The organism is Streptomyces sp. NPDC051664, assembly GCF_044453545.1.
Taxonomy (GTDB): Bacteria; Actinomycetota; Actinomycetes; order Streptomycetales; family Streptomycetaceae; genus Streptomyces.
Map to the genome: position 1 here is coordinate 229,440 of NZ_JBITCU010000001.1, position 19,344 is coordinate 248,783.

The window sequence follows — 19,344 nt, forward strand, 5'->3', positions numbered from 1 at the left end:
CTGGACAGTGAGCGCGGTGCCCCATCCCTTGTCCCGCTGCTCTTCGGACCGACCGGTCCGTACCGCACCACCCGGCAGACAACGACGTCTACCAACCCCTTAGGAGTCACCCGTGGCCATCTCGGTCTTCGACCTGTTCTCGATCGGCATCGGCCCGTCCAGCTCCCATACGGTCGGCCCGATGCGCGCGGCCCGTATGTTCGCGCGCCGGCTGAAGAACGAGGGCCTGCTCGCCCACACCGCCTCGATACGCGCCGAGCTGTACGGCTCGCTCGGCGCCACCGGACACGGCCACGGCACGCCCAAGGCCGTCCTGCTCGGCCTGGAGGGCGAGTCCCCCCGTACCGTCGACGTCGAGTCCGCCGACGACCGGGTGGCCGAGATCCGTGCCTCCGGGCGGCTCAACCTCCTCGGCATGCACGAGATCGACTTCGACGCCGACGAGCAGCTGGTCCTGCACCGCCGCAAGGCGCTGCCGTACCACGCCAACGGCATGACGATCTTCGCGTACGACCACGAGGGCGCCCCGCTGCTGGACAAGACGTACTACTCCGTCGGCGGCGGCTTCGTCGTGGACGAGGACGCGGTGGGCGAGGACCGGATCGTTCTCGACGACACCGTCCTCAAGCACCCCTTCCGCACCGGCGACGAACTGCTGCGGCTCGCGAAGGACACCGGGCTGTCGATCTCCTCGCTGATGCTGGAGAACGAGCGCGCCTGGCGCACCGAGGACGAGATCCGCTCCGGTCTGCTCGACATCTGGCGCGTCATGCAGGCGTGCGTGTCGCGCGGCATGTCCCGCGAGGGGATCCTGCCCGGCGGCCTCAAGGTCCGCCGCCGCGCCGCGAACACCGCACGCCAGCTGCGCGCCGAGGGCGACCCGCAGGCCCACGCGATGGAGTGGATCACCCTCTACGCGATGGCGGTCAACGAGGAGAACGCCGCGGGCGGCCGCGTCGTCACCGCCCCGACCAACGGCGCCGCGGGCATCATCCCGGCCGTACTGCACTACTACATGAACTTCGCGGCAGGCGGCGCCACCGAGGCCGAGAAGGAGGACAGCGTGGTCCGCTTCCTCCTCGCGGCGGGCGCCATCGGCATGCTGTTCAAGGAGAACGCCTCGATCTCCGGCGCCGAGGTCGGCTGCCAGGGCGAGGTCGGCTCCGCCTGCTCGATGGCCGCGGGCGCCCTCGCCGAGGTCCTCGGCGGCTCCGCCGAGCAGGTCGAGAACGCCGCCGAGATCGGCATGGAACACAACCTCGGCCTGACCTGCGACCCGGTCGGCGGCCTCGTCCAGATCCCGTGCATCGAGCGCAACGGCATGGCGGCGGTCAAGGCTGTCACCGCGGCGAAGATGGCGCTGCGCGGCGACGGCACCCACAAGGTCTCCCTCGACAAGGTCATCAAGACCATGAAGGAGACCGGTGCGGACATGAGCGTGAAGTACAAGGAGACCGCGCGCGGCGGGCTCGCAGTGAACATCATCGAGTGCTGAGAGACGGCCTCTGATCAGGGGCTTCTCATCCATCAGCGCTGTCACGGGCTTCCCCGCCCGCACGGCGGACCACCCTGGAAACTCCTCCGGACGGAGCTGAAGGTCCCTGAAAGGTCCCCGGGCCTGCTGGGGGCTGCTTGCGCTGCGCCGTGCCGAGCGCCACGGCATATTGGGTAGGTGGCCCCCAGGAACTCCACGTTCCCTGCGGTAGCGGATGACGCCGGTGGGGTGCGATGGGCACAGTGGACCGGGCGTGGCCGGGGTGCGCCGAGGTGTTGTCCGTAGGGAGGCACTGGCTCGGATGAGCACACGTGATGACCCCGCCGGCTGCCAGGACGGGTCGGTTGCGGCTCAGGGCGCACGGCTGGTGGTGGATGACCACGGGGTCGTGGTCGAGTGGAGCTCGCAGGCGCAGGCGTTGCTCGGCTATTCGGCCGAGGAGGTGCTGGGGCGCCGGGTGGCGGTCCTGCTGACCGGGCCCGGTGAGCACACGGATCCGGCGGCTTCCGAGGTGATGAAGTCCGCCGGTGAGCCTGCCGTCCGTCACCGGTCCGGGCGGGGGCTCGCGGTCGGCATCCAGGTATGGCCGATGGTGGGTGAGGGCGATGCCGTGTGGTGGTCCGTGCTTCTGACCCTGGCGGGGTGTTCCGGCGGGCCGAGCATCGACAGCGCGGTACTGCGCGCGGTGATGACCCAGTCCCCGCTCGGTCTGCAGGTCCTTGATCCCGATCTGCGGCTCATGCGGTTCAACACCGCCGCGCCGGGTGTGCGCGGTCTGCTGGGTGACGAGGTCATCGGCCGGCCGATCCGCGAGGTGGCGCCGGGTATGGTCGACGATGCGCTGGAGCAGATGCTGAGGAAGGTCCTGGACACGGGCCGGCCCGTGATCGACGTCGAGCACACCGGGCGGCCACCCTCCGACCCCGATCACGAGCACACCTATTCCGTCTCGCTCTACCGTCTCCACGACCGCGCCGGCGGCGTGCTCGGCCTGCTGGCGGCATCGACCGACATCTCCGAGCGGCATCGGGCTCGCGCGGGCCTGGACCTGCTCCTCGACGCGAGCACCCGCATCGGCACCACCTTGGACGTGGGGAAGACGTGCGAGGAACTGGTCGGGGTCGCGGTGCCGAGCCTGGCCGACATCGCCGTCGTGGACATCCTCGACGAAGTGCTGGAGGGGAGAGCTCCGCAACCCGGTCCGGTGAGCTCCCACGCCGTGCTGCGACGTGCGGCCTTCAGATCCACCGAAGGGGAACACGCATCGGTCGCCTACCGTGTCGGAGAGGTCAACCTGTCGTATCCGCGGTTCTTCCAGGACTGCCTCGCCGATCTGCGGCCCCGCCTCGTGCAGCGCCTGGAGATCGACGACGAGTGGGCCCTGCACGACGCCCGGCGTGCCGATCTGATCCGCCGGACCGGGGCCCATTCGCTCATGGTCGTACCCCTCACCGCCCGCGGGGTCGTCCTCGGCCTGGCCAGCTTCTACCGGACCGCCGCACCGGACCCGTTCGACGAGGACATCCTCGCCCTCACGGCGGATCTCGGCGCCCGGGCCGCCCTGTGCATCGACAACGCGCGCCGGTACACCCGTGAACGCACCGCCGCTCTCATCCTGCGTTCCAGCCTGCTGCCGCAGGCCCTCCCTGCCCAGAACGCCGTCGAAGTCGCCCTGCACCACGTGTCCGCAGCCGCAGGAGACTGGTACGACGTGATCCCTTTGTCCGGGGCGCGCGTGGCCCTCGTCGTCGGACACGTGCCAGGGCACGGCATGCATGCCGCCGCCGCCATGGGCCAACTGCGCACCGCCATCAACACCCTGGCCGCCCAGGACCTGGCCCCCGACGAACTGCTCGCCGACCTCGACGACCTGGTGACGGGCGCCGGCGGCCGCGGCGCGCCCTCGGCGCGCACGCACTCGACACGCGAACAGGCGATCGGCGCAACATGTGTGTACGCGGTCTACGACCCGATCTCCCGGCGCTGCACGCTGGCACGCGCCGGCCACCCCGCCCCCGTCATCGCTTCGCCCCATGGCATGGTGGGCATACCCGACATTCCTGCCGGACCGGCACTGGGAAGCGGCCGCCCGCCCTACGAAACGTGCGAGCTGGAAATCCCCGAGGGCAGCACCCTCGCCCTGTTCACCAGCAGCCTCATCACAACAAACGACAGCGATCCGCAACAGGGCCTGACCCGACTGCGCCGCGTCCTGGGCAACCCGCTCCCCGCACTCCAGGACACCTGCGACGCCATCATCCGTGCACAACACCCCCTCACGCTCGACAACGACGTCGTCCTGCTCCTGGCCCGCACCCGCACCCTCGCCGCCGACCAGGTCGCGTCCTGGACCCTGCCCAACGACCCCGCCGTCGTCACCAACGCCCGCAGCCTCACCAGCCGGCAACTGGCCACTTGGGGACTGGAGGAACTCGACTTCACCACCCAGCTGTTGGTGAGCGAGCTGGTCACCAACGCCATCCGCTACGCCACCGGCCCCGTCCGGCAACGCCTGATACGGGACCGGACCCTCATCTGCGAAGTCACCGACGACAGCAGCACAGCCCCCCACCTGCGCCAGGCGGATCTCGCCGACGAAGGTGGCCGCGGCCTGTACCTCGTCGCGCAACTGGCCGGCCGCTGGGGAACCCGCTTCACCGCCCGAGGAAAAACCATCTGGGCAGAACAGGCCCTGCCCTGAACCGTCCGCCCTGACGCCCGCAGAGCGCCGGGTCGACCAGCACACCGTGGCTCTCGACCGGGTCGGCCGGGTGCTCACCGGGCGGTGACCTTCCCGCGGTTCGGTCCGGCAACTCGTTCTGCCCGGTCAGCATCTCGGTCAGCATCCACCGCCCGGCCCGCATCCACCGGGTGCCCGAGCATGCGGAAGAACTCGGACCTGCGATCGCCCGCTGCCCACGGCATGTGCGCCCGGCGCACGCCCTCTGACCGGGTGACAGTGCACATCATCTTCCCGCACTCGTCGTTGATCTTGCGAGTAATTCCACTTCGGGGACCGTCCCGTGGTTCCCCGGCCGACTCGATGGAGAACCATCAATGAACTCCAGAATGCTCACCATCGCCGCTGCGCTGACCGTCGCCGGTCTCATCGGGGCCGGATCCGCCGCAGCGGCGCCCGGAACGGTCTCGGGTGACGGCGGCAACCGCATCGGAACGGTGCAGGCGGACGGCGACGCGCACGTCAAGGAGGGCGGCCTCAGCGCCATCTGGACCCTGGAGAGCAGCGGCATCAAGCAGATCGCGCTCTCCGGCGACCGCATCGGCGTCCTCAAGGGCAACGGCGACGCGTATGTGAAGGACGGCGGCCTCAACGCCACCTGGGTCAAGGAGGCTTCGAACGTCAAGCAGATCGCGCTCTCCGGCAACCGCATCGGCGTCCTCAAGGACAACGGCAACGCGTTCGTGAAGGACGGGGGCCTCACCGCCGGCTGGGTCCACGAGGCCGCCAAGGTGAAGGAGCTGGAGCTGTCCGGCGACCGCATCGGCATCGTCCAGGGCAACGGCGACGCGTTCGTGAAGGACGGCGGCCTCAGCGCCGGCTGGGTCTACGAGGGCGACAACATCGTCGACATCGACCTGGCGGGCAACCGGATCGGGGTGTTCACGGGTGACGGCAGGGCGTACGTGAAGGACGGCAGCCTCAAGGCCATGTATGCGAACGAGGGCAGCGACGTCATTCAGCTCGAACTCTCCGGCGACCGCATCGGCATCCTCAAGGATGACGGCAAGGCCTACGTGAAGGACGGCCGTCTCAGCGCCGCCTGGGCCCACGAGGCGGACAACGTCATTCAGATCGCCCTCTCCGGCAACCGCATCGGCATCCTCAAGGGCAGCGGCAGGACGTACGTGAAGGACGGCGGCCTGACCGCCGCCTGGGCCCACGAGGCGGACGACGTCACCGAGCTCGCCCTGTCCTGATCCCTGGCCCTCGTCCGGGCACGGGGTTGTCCGGACGAGGGCACTCCGCCTGCTGGTCGCGGCGGGGACGGCCCGGGTGATCCGGCCAGACCCGACGCCTTGGCCGGCGAGTCACTCGACTCAACGGTTCACCAACTGCTCATAAGTGAGCAGGCGTTCGTGACGATCAAGCAGTTTCGGTCACAAACTGCTTCCATCCACCGCTCTCTCAGGGTTCACTGGACGTGATGAGTGGTGACGCGGTCGCTGTCCGTATGCGGTCCGCCGCCGTGGCCAACCGGCCCGGCTCCGAAGCCCCGGCGGCGGAGAGAGGACAGCGATGAGCTCTCCCGGAATCGATCGCCCGCGCGCCTGCACTGATTCGTGAAAGCGACTCATTCCCATTCCCTGTTCGCAACGTTCAGACGAGGGGCACCATGAGCAAAATCACGCTTCCAGAATTCCATATGCCGTTCGAGAGCACGGGCTGCAATCCAGGCATTCAGGCAACCAAACAATCCGCCTGGGAGTGGGCGGCCGAAAACGACCTCGTCCTGTCCCCGGTGGCTCAGAAGAAGATGATCCGGACACGCCCGGAGCTCTGGATATCCCTGATATTCCCGGCGGCCTCGCAGGAACACCTCGATCTCTTCTGCCAGTGGCTCTTCTGGGCGTTCCTGGTGGACGACGAGTTCGACGACGGCCCGGCCGGCCGCGACCCGCACGTGTGCGAGGAGGCCATCGCCCGACTGGTGGACGTGCTCGACGGAACCAGCGCGCCGAACGGCCCCATGGAGCACGCTCTCGACGGTCTGATGATGCGGACCTGCGAGGGAAGGTCGCTGCGCTGGGTCCGGCAGTTCCGCCGGGACACGGTCGGCTGGCTGTGGACGTACTACGCGGAGGCCGTCGACCGGGCCGCGGGCCATGTGCCGAGCACCGCCGACTTCGTGAAGCACCGCCGTGACTCGGTGGCCATGCAGCCGTTCCTCGACCTGCACGAAATCACTGCCGGAATAGATCTCCCGGAATCCGCTCGCTCCCTTCCCGCGTATATCGCACTGCGCAATGCGGTGGCCGATCACTCGGGACTCTGCAACGACATCTGTTCATTTGAGAAAGAAGCCATGCTCGGTTACGAGCACAATACCGTCCGGCTCATTCAGCGGGACCGCGGCGGCACGCTGCAGGAGGCCGTCGAAGAGGCCGGGATATGGCTGGCGCGGATAGCCGACCGGGTGCAGCGAGCGGAAAAGGAACTCGTCGAGGAAATAGAGGCCGCGCGCATCGACGGCCCGGCACGCGCCGCCCTCGAGCGCTGTGTCCAGGACTACCGGGGGCTCGTCCGCGGAGACTTCGACTACCACGCACGGGCGGAGCGGTACACCCGCCCCGACCTGATGGAGGTCGACGAACAGCACTCCCTGTCCCGGAACTTCGCCGCCTGACCGGCCGGGATCGGGGCGCCGGGCCAGGTCCGAATCCGGACCGGCCTGATCCGGCCTCGCCCGGTCGCCCCAAGGGCTGTCCGGTCCGGAAAGCTGAGGGGTTACGCGTCCGGCGGCCCCCGGCCGACCACGACCGGGGGTCCTCCCGGCGATCAGCCCTTGTTCTGGGCAGCCCAGAACTCGTCGAAGGTGAGCAGACCGTCACCGTTCGCGTCGTGGGAGTTGATGACGGCCTGGGCCACCGGCTCGGTGACGTAGGGGTCACCCAGCTGAGCCATCACGCTCTTGTACTCGGCGGCCGATATCAGCCCGTCGCCGTTCAGGTCGTACCGCTCGAAAGCCTTGCGCGCCGACTCGATGTCCGCCACTGTTCCGCCCCTTCATCATGCCTAACTGACGGGGGCCAGATTAACGGGCGCGACCGGCGTCGATCGCGGCGGCCGGTCGTCCATCATGGGTGGGGTGTCCGCGGACGGCGGGCGGGGCTCGGGACCGGGGAAGTGGGACGCTTGACGAAGGACGCACTGGCTCAGACCCTGACAGCTGCCGCGCACGGGCGGTTCCCCCCGCCGGACGGGGGCACGACGGTGGTGGCGCAGCCGAACGCGCGGGACGCCGGGGTGCTGGCCTTCACCGCGCACTCGGTGGTGTTCACCGACGAGGATCCGGCATGGGTACGGGCCACGCTGGCCGCCACCCCCGGTGATCCGCTCGCCGCGACGATGAACCCGTACTTCCTGGGTGCGCTGCTGGCCCGTACCGGACGGCACATGAACACCATCGATCTGCTGACGGTCGCGGGCGCGCTGCCGGGGGATCCGGACATCGGGCTCCAGGAGATCGAGGACCCGGAACATCCGCGGGTGGCCCGGGCCATGAAGTACCGCGACGAGGTGCGGGTCTGGGCCGCCGACGGCGGTGTGCTGATTCTGGGCCGTGGGGTCGCCGGACGCTGGGAGACGGCGATCGAGGTGGCCGAGGAGGCGCGTGGCCGACGGCTCGGGGAGCGGCTGGCGCGAGCGGCCCGGCAGTTGGTGCCGGACACGGTGGTGTGGGCGCAGCAGTCGCCGGGGAACGCCCGCAGTGTGCGGACGTTCCAGGCGGCGGGCTACCGGCCGGTGGGCTCGGAGGCCCTGCTGATCGCGGGCTGACCCGCGAGCCCTCGGCGGACGGACGGAGGACGCCGGGGTGGCCGGGCGATCAGCGGAAGACTCCGGTGTGCCCGAGCGAGTAGCGGCCCGGCTGCGGATAGACGGCGAGTCCATGAGGTCCGTTGCCCACCGGGATCCGGGCGAGCTGCTTGCCGGTGGCCGTGTCGATCGCGTACACCTCGGCGTTGTAACGCCCTGACAGCCAGAGGACCTTGCCGTCCGCCGAGACGCCGCCCATGTCGGGGCTGCCGCCGTTCGGCAGGTGCCACTTCTTCGTCAGTTTCCTCTTCGCGAAGTCGAAGATGGAGATGGAGCCTTCACCACGGTTGGTGACGTACATCTCCTTGGAGTCGCGGCTGACGTACAGACCGTGGGCGCCCTTGCCGGTGCGCAGCAGTTTCGGTCTGCTGAACTTCTGCCCGTCCAGCACCCAGATTCCGTTCGCGATCATGTCCGCGATGTAGAACGTCCCGCCGTCCGGCGACAGCTTCACGTCCTGCGGCATCGCGCCCTTGAGCGGCAGCTTCTGCCGGCCGACGACCTTCATCTTCGCCGTGTCGACCTTGAGGAGTTCGCCGGAGAACTCGCAGGAGACGATGAAGTACCGGCCGTCCGTGGAGAAGTCGGCGTGATTGACCCCCGCGCAGTCGACCGGGACGGTCCTGGCCGTCTTCATGGTGTGCGCGTGGCGGAAGACCAGTTGCCGGTCCATCGAGGCCATCACGATGGCGTACTTGCCGTTCGGCGTGAAGTACAGGTTGTACGGGTCGGAGACCGCGACCGTCCGGCCGGCCTTCCCGGTGGCCGGGTCGATGGCCGTGAGGCTGTCGCCGAGGTCGTTGTTGACCCAGAGCGTCTTCAGGTCCCAGGACGGGACGACATGCTGCGGCTGGTGGCCGACCGGGATGGTCTCGATGACCTTGTACGTCTTCGGGTCGATGACCGACACCGTGTTGGACTTGGTGTTGGGTACGTACACGCGCGCCGGGAAGTTCTTGACGACCGGTGACATCATTCCGGCCCGGTCGGCCGCGTACACGTCCTCGGGATCGAGCACCGGCGGCATCCCGGCGAGCCCTGCCGGGGTGAGACGCTCCGGGGTCGCGTGGTCCGGGACGACGGGCGGCGCGGCGGCCTCGGTGTCGTCGGCCTCGGCCTTCCCCTTCTCGGCGGGGGTGCCACAGCCCACTAGTACGGCGATGAGGACGCCTCCGAGCAGGGCCGCGGTGCGCTTGGTGGAGGGAAGCATCAGGTCAGCAGCTCCGTGGTCGTCACCGCACGCAGGCGACGGCGGTCGATTTCGGTGAGGAGGACAGGCAGCGCGGCAACCGTGTCCGCGTAGCCGAAGTGCAGGCTCACCACCGATCCGTTGCGGATCTCCCCGGCGACCTTGCGGGTGACGGCCGCGGCGCCTGGAGAGGTGAAGTCGAGGGAGTCCACGTCGTACGAGAGGACGTGCGGGTAGCCCGCCCTGCGCGCGAGGCGCTGGACGAGTGGGGTGGCGTACCGGCTGCGCGAGGGGCGGAACCAGGTTCCGACGGAGCCGGTGAGCCGGCGCAGCCGCTGGGCGCAGCCGGTGATCTCCGCGTACGCCGCCGCCTCGCCCATCGCCGAGATGTCGACGTGGCTCTGGGTGTGGTTGCCGAGATCATGTCCCCCGTCGAGGATCCGTCGGGCCATGTCGGGGTGCTCGTCGAGCCAGCTGCCGACGGCGAGGACGGTGATCCGGGCGTGAGCGCGTTCCGCCTCTGCGAGCACGGCGCGGGCGACGGCCGGGTCGCCCTGGCCGTGGAAGGTCAGTGCGACGCGCGGGCGGTCGCGGGGGCCGTGGTCGATCTGGACCGGCTGCCCGGGGAAGCGGTGCGGGGCAGGCGCGGCCCGCGGGGCCGGGGGCCGCGCCCCCGCGTCGCTCTTGCCGGTGGCCGCGGGGGTGTCCGCGGGCGTCTCGGCAGAGGTCTTCGTGGAGGTGTCGGCGGCGCCGTGTCCATCCGTACATCCGGCCGCGAGGGCGCCGGCCAGGGCTGCCCCTGCGCCCGCGCGCAGAGCGCTGCGGCGGTGCACCGATGTCTCGGAGGCGTTCATGAGCAGAACAGTAGGGGCGCAATGCCCGGAAGATAAAAATTGACCCCATTCATACCGATTCAGTGGAGCCCGGAGCATGTCGCAAGCGACCCGGATGCTCGATGAATCACCCGTGGAACCACATAGTCATTCATGCATTGCCAGGCCAGTGACCCATCACACCTACGATTCACCGCAGAAATGTCAAGATATAGCCTGTTTCAACAGATTAGCGCTTTTGGCTCCGCGGTCGCCCATCTGCCATAGTCGGTTCCACGACCCCCATTGACCCGGGCCAGGTCGTCTTACGCGGCCGTGAACACACCCCCCATTTCACGGTCCCCACACAGAAGCCCCCGAGGCGCCGCACCACGGCAGACCGGGGGCTTCTGTGCGTCGTCCGGACGTGCAGGGGGGAAGGCAAGGGAAGGCGAGGCCCGGCAGGCCTGACCGGCTCAGCGGTCGGAGATCCGCATCTCGAACCAGGTGGTCTTGCCGCGCGGCAGCAGATCCACCCCCCACCGGTCGGAGAGCTTGTCGACGAGGAAGAGGCCGCGGCCGCTGATGTCCATCTCCTGGACCGGCATGAGACACGGCAGTCCGCGCGAGGGGTCGCGCACCTCGATCCTGATCCAGCCGCGGCGGCGCAGCATCCGGAGCCCGAAGATGCGGGCACCGGTGTGCCGTACCGCGTTGCCGACGAGTTCGGAAACGAGCAGTACGGCATGCTCGGCAGTCTGCGGGGAAAGCGCCCACTGCCGAAGCACCACGCACGAGGTGAGCCGGCGAGCAGTCGCCGCGGACTCCGGACGGGACGGCAGCCGGACCTCGCCCTCCGTCGGATTTCCGAACAACTCCAGCGCCTTGAACGCCTGTTCGTCCTCGACAGCCGACACCCAGCGTGCCGCAGTCGCACCGCCGCGCTGTCGCGGCTGTTCCACACCCTCCAGGCCCGCCATGCACACCATCATGGCCGCACGGCGGGCCCTCCGGGGCCGTTCCGAGGGAATCCCTCCCCCGGAAGAGGGCATTCCGTACAGGTCGGTAGGCATATGCCAGAGGCAGAATGCGCATCTCGACACCCGCTCCGACCTGCACATATGTGCCGCCCGAACGCAATTGCACCGATCACCGAAGCGCTGAGCCTTAAGGTTGCCTTAAGGCTCAGCTAATCCGCCCACACGGATGAACCCACGTCCGTGTGTGCCCAACTGACCTTCGGTCAGAGGAACTTGGCTTTGCCCGGGCCCTCTTCGACAAAGCTGCGCATACCGCGCTCACGGTCCTCCGTGGCGAACAGACCGGCGAACCAGTTCCGCTCGATCGTGAGTCCGGTGTCGATGTCGGTCTCCAGCCCCGCGTCGATGGACTCCTTCGCGGCGCGCAGTGCCAGGGCGGGTCCCTTGGCCAGCCGCGCGGCCCAGGCATGCGCCTGCTCGTACACCTCGGCCGCCGGCACCACCCGGTCCACCAGACCGATCGTCAGGGCCTCCTCGGCCTTCACATGACGGCCGGTGAAGATCAGGTCCTTGGCCTTGGACGGGCCGACCAGCCGGGCCAGCCGCTGGGTGCCGCCCGCACCGGGGATCAGACCGAGCATGATCTCGGGCTGGCCCAGCTTGGCGTTGTCGGCGGCGATCCGGAAGTCGGCGCAGAGCGCCAGTTCGCAGCCACCACCGAGCGCATAGCCCGTGACCGCGGCGACGACCGGCTTGGGGATCCGGGCCACCGCGGTGAAGGAGTCCTGCAGCGCCTTGGACCGTACGACCATCGCCGTGTGGTCCATCGCCTGCATCTCCTTGATGTCCGCGCCCGCCGCGAACACCTTCTCGCCGCCGTAGAGGACGACGGCGCGCACGTCGTCGCGCCGGGTCGCCTCCTCGGCGAGTTCACGCAGCCGGTCCTGGGTGGCGACATCCAGGGCGTTCATGGGCGGGCGGTCCAGCCGGATCGTGCCGACGCCGTCGCTTGCTTCGAGGGTTACGGTCATGGGAGGCAGGTTAACCGGCGCTAACGACAGCGGGCCCGGTGCTGTTGGTCACAGCACCGGGCCCGCCGTCGTGTCGTACGTCGCGAACTACTTGGTCCACTCCGCCCAGCTCATGTTCCAGCCGTTGAGACCGTTGTCCGGCTGGATCGTCTTGTCCTGGGACTTCTTCACGACCACGACGTCGCCGATGATCGAGTGGTTGAAGAACCAGGCCGCCGGGGTCGTCCTGCTCCAGCCGCCGCGTACGTCCTGCAGACCGACGCAGCCGTGGCTGGTGTTGGTCGAGCCGAACACGCCGGGCCCGCCCCAGTAGTTGCCGTGGATGAACGTGCCCGACGTGGACAGCCGCATCGCGTTCGGCACGTCCTTGATGTCGTACTCGCCGCCGAAGCCGACGGTGTCACCGTTCATCCGGGTCACCTTGAGCTTCTCGCTGATGACCATCTGTCCGTTGTACGTGGTGGTCGCCGGGGCGCCCGCGGAGATCGGGATGTTCCTGATCTCCTTGCCGTCGCGGACGACCTTCATGCGGTGCGTGCTCGCGTCGACAGTGCTGACCTGGCGGCGGCCGACGGTGAACGAGATCGTCTTGGCCTGCTTGCCGTAGACCCCCGGGCGTCCCTCGACCCCGTCGAGGTTGAGCTTCACGGTCACCTTGGTGCCCGCCGCCCAGTAGTTCTCGGGGCGGAAGTCGAGACGGTCGTTACCGAACCAGTGGCCCTCGACGGGGACGGACGGCTCCGCCGTCACGTCGATGGCCTTCTCGACGGCGTCCGGGTCGGTGATGCCGCGAGTGAAGTGGATCGAGACCGGCATGCCGACGCCCACCGTGGAGCCGTCCTCCGGCGTGTACTGCCCGATGAAGGTGTTCTTCGGGACCAGTGTGGTGAAAGTGGTGTCCTTCGCCGACTGACGGCCCTTGGAGTCCTTGGCGACCGCGTGGACGCTGTACTTCGTCGCCGCGGCCAGGTGCTGCTCGGGCTCCCAGCTCGTGCCGTCCGCCGCGATCTCGCCCTCGACCTCGACGCCCTTGGGGTCGGCCACCTTGACCGTGGTCAGCTTGCCCTGATCGGCGGAGATCTTCAGCGCCCCACTGGTGGCGACGGAGTCGGCGCCGTCCTTCGGTGCGACGGTCACCACCGCCTGCGAGGCGGTCGTGTCCTCGCTCTTGCCCCCGCCCGTGTTGCTGCCCTTGCTCCCGGCGTCGGTATCTCCCCCGCCGCAGGCCGTCACCAGCAGCAGCGCTCCCAGCACCAGAGCCAGCAGTCCGGTGGCCCCCCGACCACGCCGCCCGCCGTTCGTCCCGACCGATGTCCCCGATATCGGCTGCCCGTTCAATGTGGTCGTCTCCCCTTCACACGGCCTGGCCCCGCCAAGGCCCAGGGAGCCCGCAGGCTCCCACCCCCGCGCGCTGCTCATGCGCGCTCAGCGAAAGATAACCACACCGCCCGTGCGGAGATCCCCCCTCGGATGTCACCGTTCAGTCCCAAGTTGGAGCGGAACTTCCCCAGGTGACGCACGGTTCGAAGCGCTGCGCGGGGGTGTCAGGTGCGTGTCCGGCCGATCCGGGTCAGTGGAGCGCGGAGCCCGCCTTCCACTGGATCCAGTTCAGATTCCAGCCGCCCAGACCGTTGTCCGGAGCGACCTTCTTGTCCTCGGAGTTGACGACCTCGACCACGTCCCCGACGATCGTCCGGTCGAAGAACCGGCCGGCCGGTGTGTCCCCGCCACCGCCCTTCACATCCTGCAGCCCGACACAGCCGTGGCTGACGTTCGCCGAGCCGAAGACGCCACCGCCCGCCCAGTAGTTGCCGTGCACGAAGGTGCCGGAGTCGGTGATCCGCACAGCATGCGGAACGTCCTTGATGTCGTACTCACCGCCGAAGCCGACGGTCCGGCCGTCCATCCGGGTCACCTCCTGCATCTCGGTGACCACCATCTTCCCGTTGTACGTGCTCGTGGCCGGCGCGCCCGCCGTGATCGGGACCTTGGACAGCAGCCGGCCGTCGCGGCGTACCTCCATGGTGTGGTCGGCCACGTCCACCCTGGACACCTGCGAGCGGCCCACAGTGAAGGTGACCCTCTTCCGCTGGGTGCCGAACACGCCGGGCGCGCCCTCCACATCGTGCAGCGCCACCGCGACAGTGACCTCGGTGCCCGGCTTCCAGTAGGCGGCCGGGCGGAAGTCCAGCCGTCCGCCGCCGAACCAGTGCCCCACCACCTCGACCGCGGGCTCGGCGGTGATCCGGATGGCCCGCTGCACCGCCGCACGGTTCTTGATGACGCGGTCGAAGTGGAAGGAAACGATCATGCCGGTGCCGACGGTCGACCGCTCGTCCGGCTCGAAGCTACTGGTGAAGCGGTGCCGGGGGACCGCCGTGGTGAAGGTGGAGTGGCGGGCCGAGCGGCGCCCCGCACCGTCCAGGGCCACCACGTCGACGGTGTACTTGGCGGCCAGGCTGAGCCGGCCCGAGGCGCCGCGCGGGGTCCAGGAGAGGCCGTCCTGCGAGATCAGACCCCGCATCTCGCGCTGTCCTGCGTCCTTGCTCCGCTCCGCGTTCGCGGGCTGCTCCGCGACCTCGATCTGCGTCACCTTGACGTGCTCCAGCCGCCCGTCGGAAACCTTCACCTCGACCCGGGCGTCGGGCCTGATGTCCCTGGCCCCGTTCTGCGGGGTGATCCTGATCGCGTACGGCGACGACCCCGGCTTCCCGCTGATGAATGATTCCGAGTCGGTGCAACCTGTCAGTACGGCCAGTACAGCGAGCAGTCCTGCCCATGTCAGCACGGTGGCCGGGCTCGCTCCTGCCTTCTTCGCGTTGTGGTTCACGTTCCCCCAACGACCGGAGCGGCCGGGGGGAAACGTGAGTGCGGGCCCTGCCCTGGGCAGAACAGAGGGAGGACCACACTCGAGGAGCCGCGGCCGGGACGCCGTGCGCTCCTCTTCGGTGCCGGGTCCGGACGAGCCGCGGGAGGCTGAGAGTGTCGAGCGCAGCCGAGCAGGAGACAGTGCCAGGGCCGGTCAGGGAGGCGGTGGAGCGGACAGCGGAAGAGCCGGGGACCGGCCCGGCGAGCGGGCCGGCCCCCTCCGGTGGGCAGCAGCAGGCCGTGTGGCCCGGTGCGCCGATGCCGCTCGGGGCCCGCTTCCGGGTGGGGCCCGACGGGGTGGCGGGCACCAACTTCGCGCTCTGGGCCGGCGGCGCCGAGGCCGTCGAGCTCTGCCTCTTCGACGAGGAGAGGAACGAGACGCGCCTTCCGCTGACCGAGCTGACCCATGAGGTCTGGCACGGCTTCGTGCCGGGCGTGCGGCCGGGTCAGCGGTACGGCTACCGGGTGCACGGCCGCTGGGACCCGTGGACGGGTGCCCGGTGGAATGCGGCGAAGCTGCTCCTCGACCCGTACGCACGGGCCGTGGACGGCTCGTTCACCCTGCCGGCCGAGGTGTACGGCCATGTGAGGGACTGGCCGCAGCAGCATGTCGCCGACACCGTGCGCGACGAACGGGACTCCGCTCCGTTCGTGCCCAAGGGTGTCGTCGTCCACGACGACGACGACTGGGCGGAGGACCGGCGGCCCAAGACCCCGTGGGCGGACTCCGTCATCTACGAGCTGCATGTGCGCGGCTTCACCAAGCTGCACCCGGGGATCCCCGAGGAACTGCGCGGCACGTACGCCGGTCTCGCTCATCCGGCGGCCGTCGGCCATCTGCAGCGGCTCGGGGTGACAGCGGTGGAACTGCTGCCGGTCCATCAGTTCGCCCATGAGGACCATCTGCTCCGGCGCGGGCTGCACAACTACTGGGGCTACAACTCGATCGGCTACTTCGCCCCGCACGCGGACTACTCGGCCAGCGGTACGGGAGGCCAGCAGGTCGGCGAGTTCAAACGGATGGTGCGGGCGCTGCACGATGCCGGGATCGAGGTGATCCTCGACGTGGTCTACAACCACACGGCGGAGGCGAGCGAGCTGGGGCCGATGCTGTCGCTGCGCGGCATCGACAACCGCGGCTACTACCGGCTCCAGTCCGACGCCCGCAGATACGCCGACTACACCGGCTGCGGGAACACCCTGCACGTGGTGCAGCCGCACGTGCTGCGGCTGATCACGGACTCGCTGCGGTACTGGGTCACGGAGATGGGCGTCGACGGCTTCCGCTTCGATCTGGCGGCGGCGCTGGCCCGCTCGATGCACGACGTCGACATGCTGTCCCCGTTCCTCGCGGTGATCGCCCAGGACCCGGTGCTGCGCCGGGTGAAACTGATCGCCGAGCCGTGGGACGTCGGCAACGGCGGCTACCAGGTGGGCGCGTTCCCGCCGCTGTGGACCGAGTGGAACGACCGCTACCGGGACGCCGTGCGGGACTTCTGGCGGGGCGCCCTGCCCGATGTGCGGGATCTGGGCTACCGGCTGACCGGATCGAGCGATCTCTACGCATGGGGCGGCCGCCGGCCGTACGCCTCGGTCAACTTCATCACCGCGCACGACGGCTTCGCCCTGCGCGACCTGGTCAGTTACGAGCAGAAGCACAACGACGCCAACGGAGAGGGCAACCGGGACGGCACGTCGGACAACCGGGCCTGGAACTGCGGAGCCGAGGGCGAGACCGACGACCCCGGCATCAACGCGCTGCGCCGCCGCCAGCTACGCAATCTGCTGACCACGCTGCTGCTTTCGACCGGGGTGCCGATGCTGGTCGCGGGCGACGAGATGGGCCGTACGCAGGGCGGCAACAACAACGCGTACTGCCAGGACAACGAGGTGAGCTGGCTGGACTGGTCCCTGCTCGACCAGCCCCAGTGGCGGGAGCTGACCGAGCTGACGGCCCGCCTGCTCGCGCTGCGCCACACCCATCCGGTGCTGCGCCGCCGGGCGTTCTTCTCCGGCCGGGCGCAGGCCGCGGACGGGCTGCGGGACCTGGCGTGGTTCACCCGGCAGGGTAAGGAGATGACGGAGACGGACTGGTACGCACCGGCCGCGACAGTCGGTCTCTATCTCTCCGGGCGCGACATCCCGGGCCGGGACGCGCGCGGCGAGCAGGTCACCGACGACAGCTTCCTGGCGATCCTGCACGCTGCCGACCGTCCGATCGGCTTCCGGCTGCCGGGGGCGCCATGGGCGCAGGCGTACGAACTGGTGCTGGACACCTCGCAGGAGGACCAGTCGACCGCGCCTGCGACGGTGCACCGGGGCAACGAGGTACTGACGGTACCGGCGAGGGCGGTGTTGCTGCTGCGTGTCAGGGAGTGAACGGGAGCGGAGGGGAGAAGCTACGGATGGCGGGGCGGCTCAGCCGAGGATGCCGCGGTCGTAGGCGACCGCGACGGCCGCGGCACGGTCCTTGGCGCCCAGCTTGCTGAAGATGTGCGTGAGATGGGTCTTCACCGTTGCCTCGCTGATGAACAGTTCGGCGGCGATCTCCCGGTTGGAGGTGCCCTTGGCGACGAGTTCGAGCACCTGGCGCTCGCGTGCGGACAGCGACTGGTCGGCGGCGCCGACGGGCATGCGCACCCGGGTGATCAGCCGGGAGGCGACCGCGGGAGACAGCACGGTGCGGCCGTCGGCGGCGGCGCGGACGGCGGTGAACAGCTCGTCGCGAGGCGCGTCCTTGAGCAGGTAGCCGGTGGCTCCCGCCTCGATCGCCGGGAGGGTGTCGGAGTCGGTGTCGTACGTGGTGAGGACGAGCACCTTGGAGCGGGCGCCGCGCCGGGTGAGTTCGGCGATTGCCGCGACTCCGCCGCCGCCCGGCATCCGCAGGTCCATCAGGACGACGTCGGGGTCCAGGCGGGCGGCGAGATCGACTCCCTCGACGCCGTCGGCCGCCTCGCCGAGGACCTCGAAGCCCGGGGCCGACTCGAACATGCCGCGCAGACCGTCCCGTACGACGGGGTGGTCGTCGACGACGATGAGGGTGATGGTGCGTGCGGTTCCGTCAACCATGGCGGCTCCACCGTACGCGCTGCTCGGATACGCGTTGCCCGGATGCGCGGTGTTCATCGCTGGGGAACCAGGGGGACGCGGGCACAGACCGCCGCTCCGTTGCCCGGTTCCGACTCCACCACGACGGCCCCCGCCATGCGTTCGGCGCGGGCACGCATACCGCCGAGGCCGAAACCGTCCGAGCCCCGGTACGGCGGCAGGGCCACCGGGTCGAAGCCGCAACCGTCGTCCCGTACGTCCAGGGTGACTTCGTCGCCCATGAAAGAGAGCGTGACGCCGACCCGGGTGGCCCCGGAGTGACGGCCGACGTTGGAGAGGGCTTCCTCCGCGATCCGGAGCAGGGTGGCGCCGACCTCGTCGTGCAGCGGCTCGGCGGTGCCGGTGACCGTGCACTCGGCGCGTACACCCGTACGTTCCGCCCAGCTCGCGACGGTCTTCCCGAGCGCCTCGGGGAGGTCGTCGTGGGCCAGTGCGGTGGGGACCAGATTGCTCACGGACCGGCGAGCCTCCCCGAGGCTGTGGCGGGCGAGCGCGGCGGCGCGGTCGAGGTGTACGCGGGCCAGCGCAGGGTCAGACTCGGCGGTGGAGGTGACCACCTGGAGCTGGGCGATGATGCCGGTCAGCCCTTGGGCGATCGTGTCGTGAATCTCCGCGGCGAGCCGGCTCCGCTCGTCGGCGACTCCCGCCTCGCGTGCCTGGACGAGGAGTTGGGCATGCAGACCGGCGTTCTCCGCCAGGGCCTGTTCGAGACGGGCGTTGGCGGACTCCAGTTCGTCGATGGTGTCGAGCTGGGTACGGGCCTGCTCGGCCTGCCGGGTGTCGAGCTGCGCGAAGACGAGGACGAGGGTGCTGTGCAGGGCGAGCAGGATGCCGAAGGCCGTCCAGTTCGTCAGTGTCTCCGGCGGGAAACCGCTGCCGCACTGGGAGCCCGCCATGGTGACGGCGGTGGCCAGCATCCCGACACGTGCGGCCCGCTTGGAGAGGAGGCGCGCCGCGTCGAAGTAGCCGAGGAGCGCGAACATGGAGAAGAACGGGTTGCTCCAGGTCAGCACGAAGGCGAGGATGGTGCGGACCACGAAGTAGACCGACGGGGCCCACGACCGCCCGGCAGGCCGGTGCCGGATCCGGCTCCACCAGAGCTGGAGCATCAGCGCCACCGGGACCAGCGCCCCGGCCACGTACATCCCGGTACGGCTCATGATGAGGTCGGCGGACATCGCCGAGACGACGGTGGCCAGCCCGAGCAGACCGTACGGCCCGTACCGGAAGAACTGTTCCCACCCCTGCTCGGCCGTCGTGACCGCTGCGGCACTCCGGCCGGTGCGCCCCGTTCCCATGAGGTCA

General features: G+C 69.5%; 15 protein-coding genes. 6 read left to right on the forward strand and 9 right to left on the reverse strand.

Annotation, left to right across the window (positions count from 1 at the left end; translation table 11 throughout):
* The first annotated feature begins 112 nt into the window (after positions 1-112).
* From ACIA8E_RS01075 to ACIA8E_RS01090, 4 genes are all read left to right on the forward strand, one after another.
* A complete protein-coding gene (locus ACIA8E_RS01075) occupies positions 113-1,495 on the forward strand; it encodes an L-serine ammonia-lyase (protein WP_399292922.1) in 1,383 nt (460 codons plus the stop codon).
* A 301-nt stretch (positions 1,496-1,796) separates the two neighbouring features.
* The gene (locus ACIA8E_RS01080; protein ID WP_399292924.1) at positions 1,797-4,196 is read left to right on the forward strand and encodes a SpoIIE family protein phosphatase; all 2,400 of its coding nucleotides are present in this window, start codon (positions 1,797-1,799) and stop codon (positions 4,194-4,196) included.
* 356 nt (positions 4,197-4,552) lie between these two features.
* Positions 4,553-5,434: a peptidase S1 gene (locus tag ACIA8E_RS01085; protein WP_399292926.1), complete on the forward strand. Its 882-nt coding sequence runs from the start codon at positions 4,553-4,555 to the stop codon at positions 5,432-5,434.
* A gap of 416 nt (positions 5,435-5,850) precedes the next feature.
* Complete coding sequence (locus ACIA8E_RS01090) at positions 5,851-6,861, forward strand: terpene synthase family protein (protein WP_399292928.1); 1,011 nt, start codon at positions 5,851-5,853, stop codon at positions 6,859-6,861.
* A 152-nt stretch (positions 6,862-7,013) separates the two neighbouring features.
* Here ACIA8E_RS01090 and ACIA8E_RS01095 read toward each other — a convergent pair whose 3' ends face one another.
* Positions 7,014-7,229 carry an EF-hand domain-containing protein gene (locus ACIA8E_RS01095; RefSeq protein WP_018102550.1) on the reverse strand — a complete coding sequence of 72 codons (216 nt, stop codon included), beginning with the start codon at positions 7,227-7,229 and terminating at the stop codon, positions 7,014-7,016.
* Between the two features lie 141 nt (positions 7,230-7,370).
* On the opposite strand from ACIA8E_RS01095, the gene ACIA8E_RS01100 reads away from it, so the two are divergent.
* Positions 7,371-8,012 carry a GNAT family N-acetyltransferase gene (locus ACIA8E_RS01100; protein WP_399292930.1) on the forward strand — a complete coding sequence of 214 codons (642 nt, stop codon included), beginning with the start codon at positions 7,371-7,373 and terminating at the stop codon, positions 8,010-8,012.
* A gap of 49 nt (positions 8,013-8,061) precedes the next feature.
* On the opposite strand, the gene ACIA8E_RS01105 is transcribed toward ACIA8E_RS01100, so the two are convergent.
* The 6 genes from ACIA8E_RS01105 to ACIA8E_RS01130 form a co-directional block, all read right to left on the reverse strand.
* Positions 8,062-9,261 carry a beta-propeller fold lactonase family protein gene (locus tag ACIA8E_RS01105; protein WP_399292932.1) on the reverse strand — a complete coding sequence of 400 codons (1,200 nt, stop codon included), beginning with the start codon at positions 9,259-9,261 and terminating at the stop codon, positions 8,062-8,064.
* The gene (locus tag ACIA8E_RS01110) at positions 9,261-10,094 is read right to left on the reverse strand and encodes a polysaccharide deacetylase family protein (RefSeq protein WP_399292934.1); all 834 of its coding nucleotides are present in this window, start codon (positions 10,092-10,094) and stop codon (positions 9,261-9,263) included. Before ACIA8E_RS01110 ends, ACIA8E_RS01105 begins: the two co-directional genes overlap by 1 nt.
* Before the next feature lie 434 nt (positions 10,095-10,528).
* Positions 10,529-11,044 (reverse strand): ATP-binding protein, encoded by a 516-nt coding sequence (locus ACIA8E_RS01115; RefSeq protein WP_399292936.1) that lies wholly within the window; start codon positions 11,042-11,044, stop codon positions 10,529-10,531.
* A gap of 251 nt (positions 11,045-11,295) precedes the next feature.
* A complete protein-coding gene (locus ACIA8E_RS01120) occupies positions 11,296-12,063 on the reverse strand; it encodes an enoyl-CoA hydratase/isomerase family protein (protein ID WP_093772437.1) in 768 nt (255 codons plus the stop codon).
* Between the two features lie 87 nt (positions 12,064-12,150).
* Positions 12,151-13,401, reverse strand: coding sequence for an Ig-like domain-containing protein (locus tag ACIA8E_RS01125; RefSeq protein WP_399292938.1), 1,251 nt, complete (start codon positions 13,399-13,401; stop codon positions 12,151-12,153).
* A 232-nt stretch (positions 13,402-13,633) separates the two neighbouring features.
* On the reverse strand, positions 13,634-14,893 hold the full coding sequence (locus ACIA8E_RS01130; protein ID WP_399292940.1) for an Ig-like domain-containing protein: 1,260 nt from the start codon (positions 14,891-14,893) through the stop codon (positions 13,634-13,636).
* 152 nt (positions 14,894-15,045) lie between these two features.
* Here ACIA8E_RS01130 and glgX point away from each other — a divergent pair, with 152 nt between their 5' ends.
* A complete protein-coding gene (gene glgX / locus ACIA8E_RS01135; protein ID WP_399292942.1) occupies positions 15,046-17,310 on the forward strand; it encodes a glycogen debranching protein GlgX in 2,265 nt (754 codons plus the stop codon).
* 39 nt (positions 17,311-17,349) lie between these two features.
* Here the strand turns inward: glgX and ACIA8E_RS01140 are convergent, their stop codons facing one another.
* Both ACIA8E_RS01140 and ACIA8E_RS01145 read right to left on the reverse strand, forming a co-directional pair.
* Entirely contained in the window at positions 17,350-18,000 is a 651-nt protein-coding gene (locus tag ACIA8E_RS01140; protein WP_399292944.1) for a response regulator, read from the reverse strand.
* A 53-nt stretch (positions 18,001-18,053) separates the two neighbouring features.
* Positions 18,054-19,337 (reverse strand): sensor histidine kinase, encoded by a 1,284-nt coding sequence (locus ACIA8E_RS01145; protein ID WP_399292945.1) that lies wholly within the window; start codon positions 19,335-19,337, stop codon positions 18,054-18,056.
* Positions 19,338-19,344 lie beyond the last annotated feature (7 nt).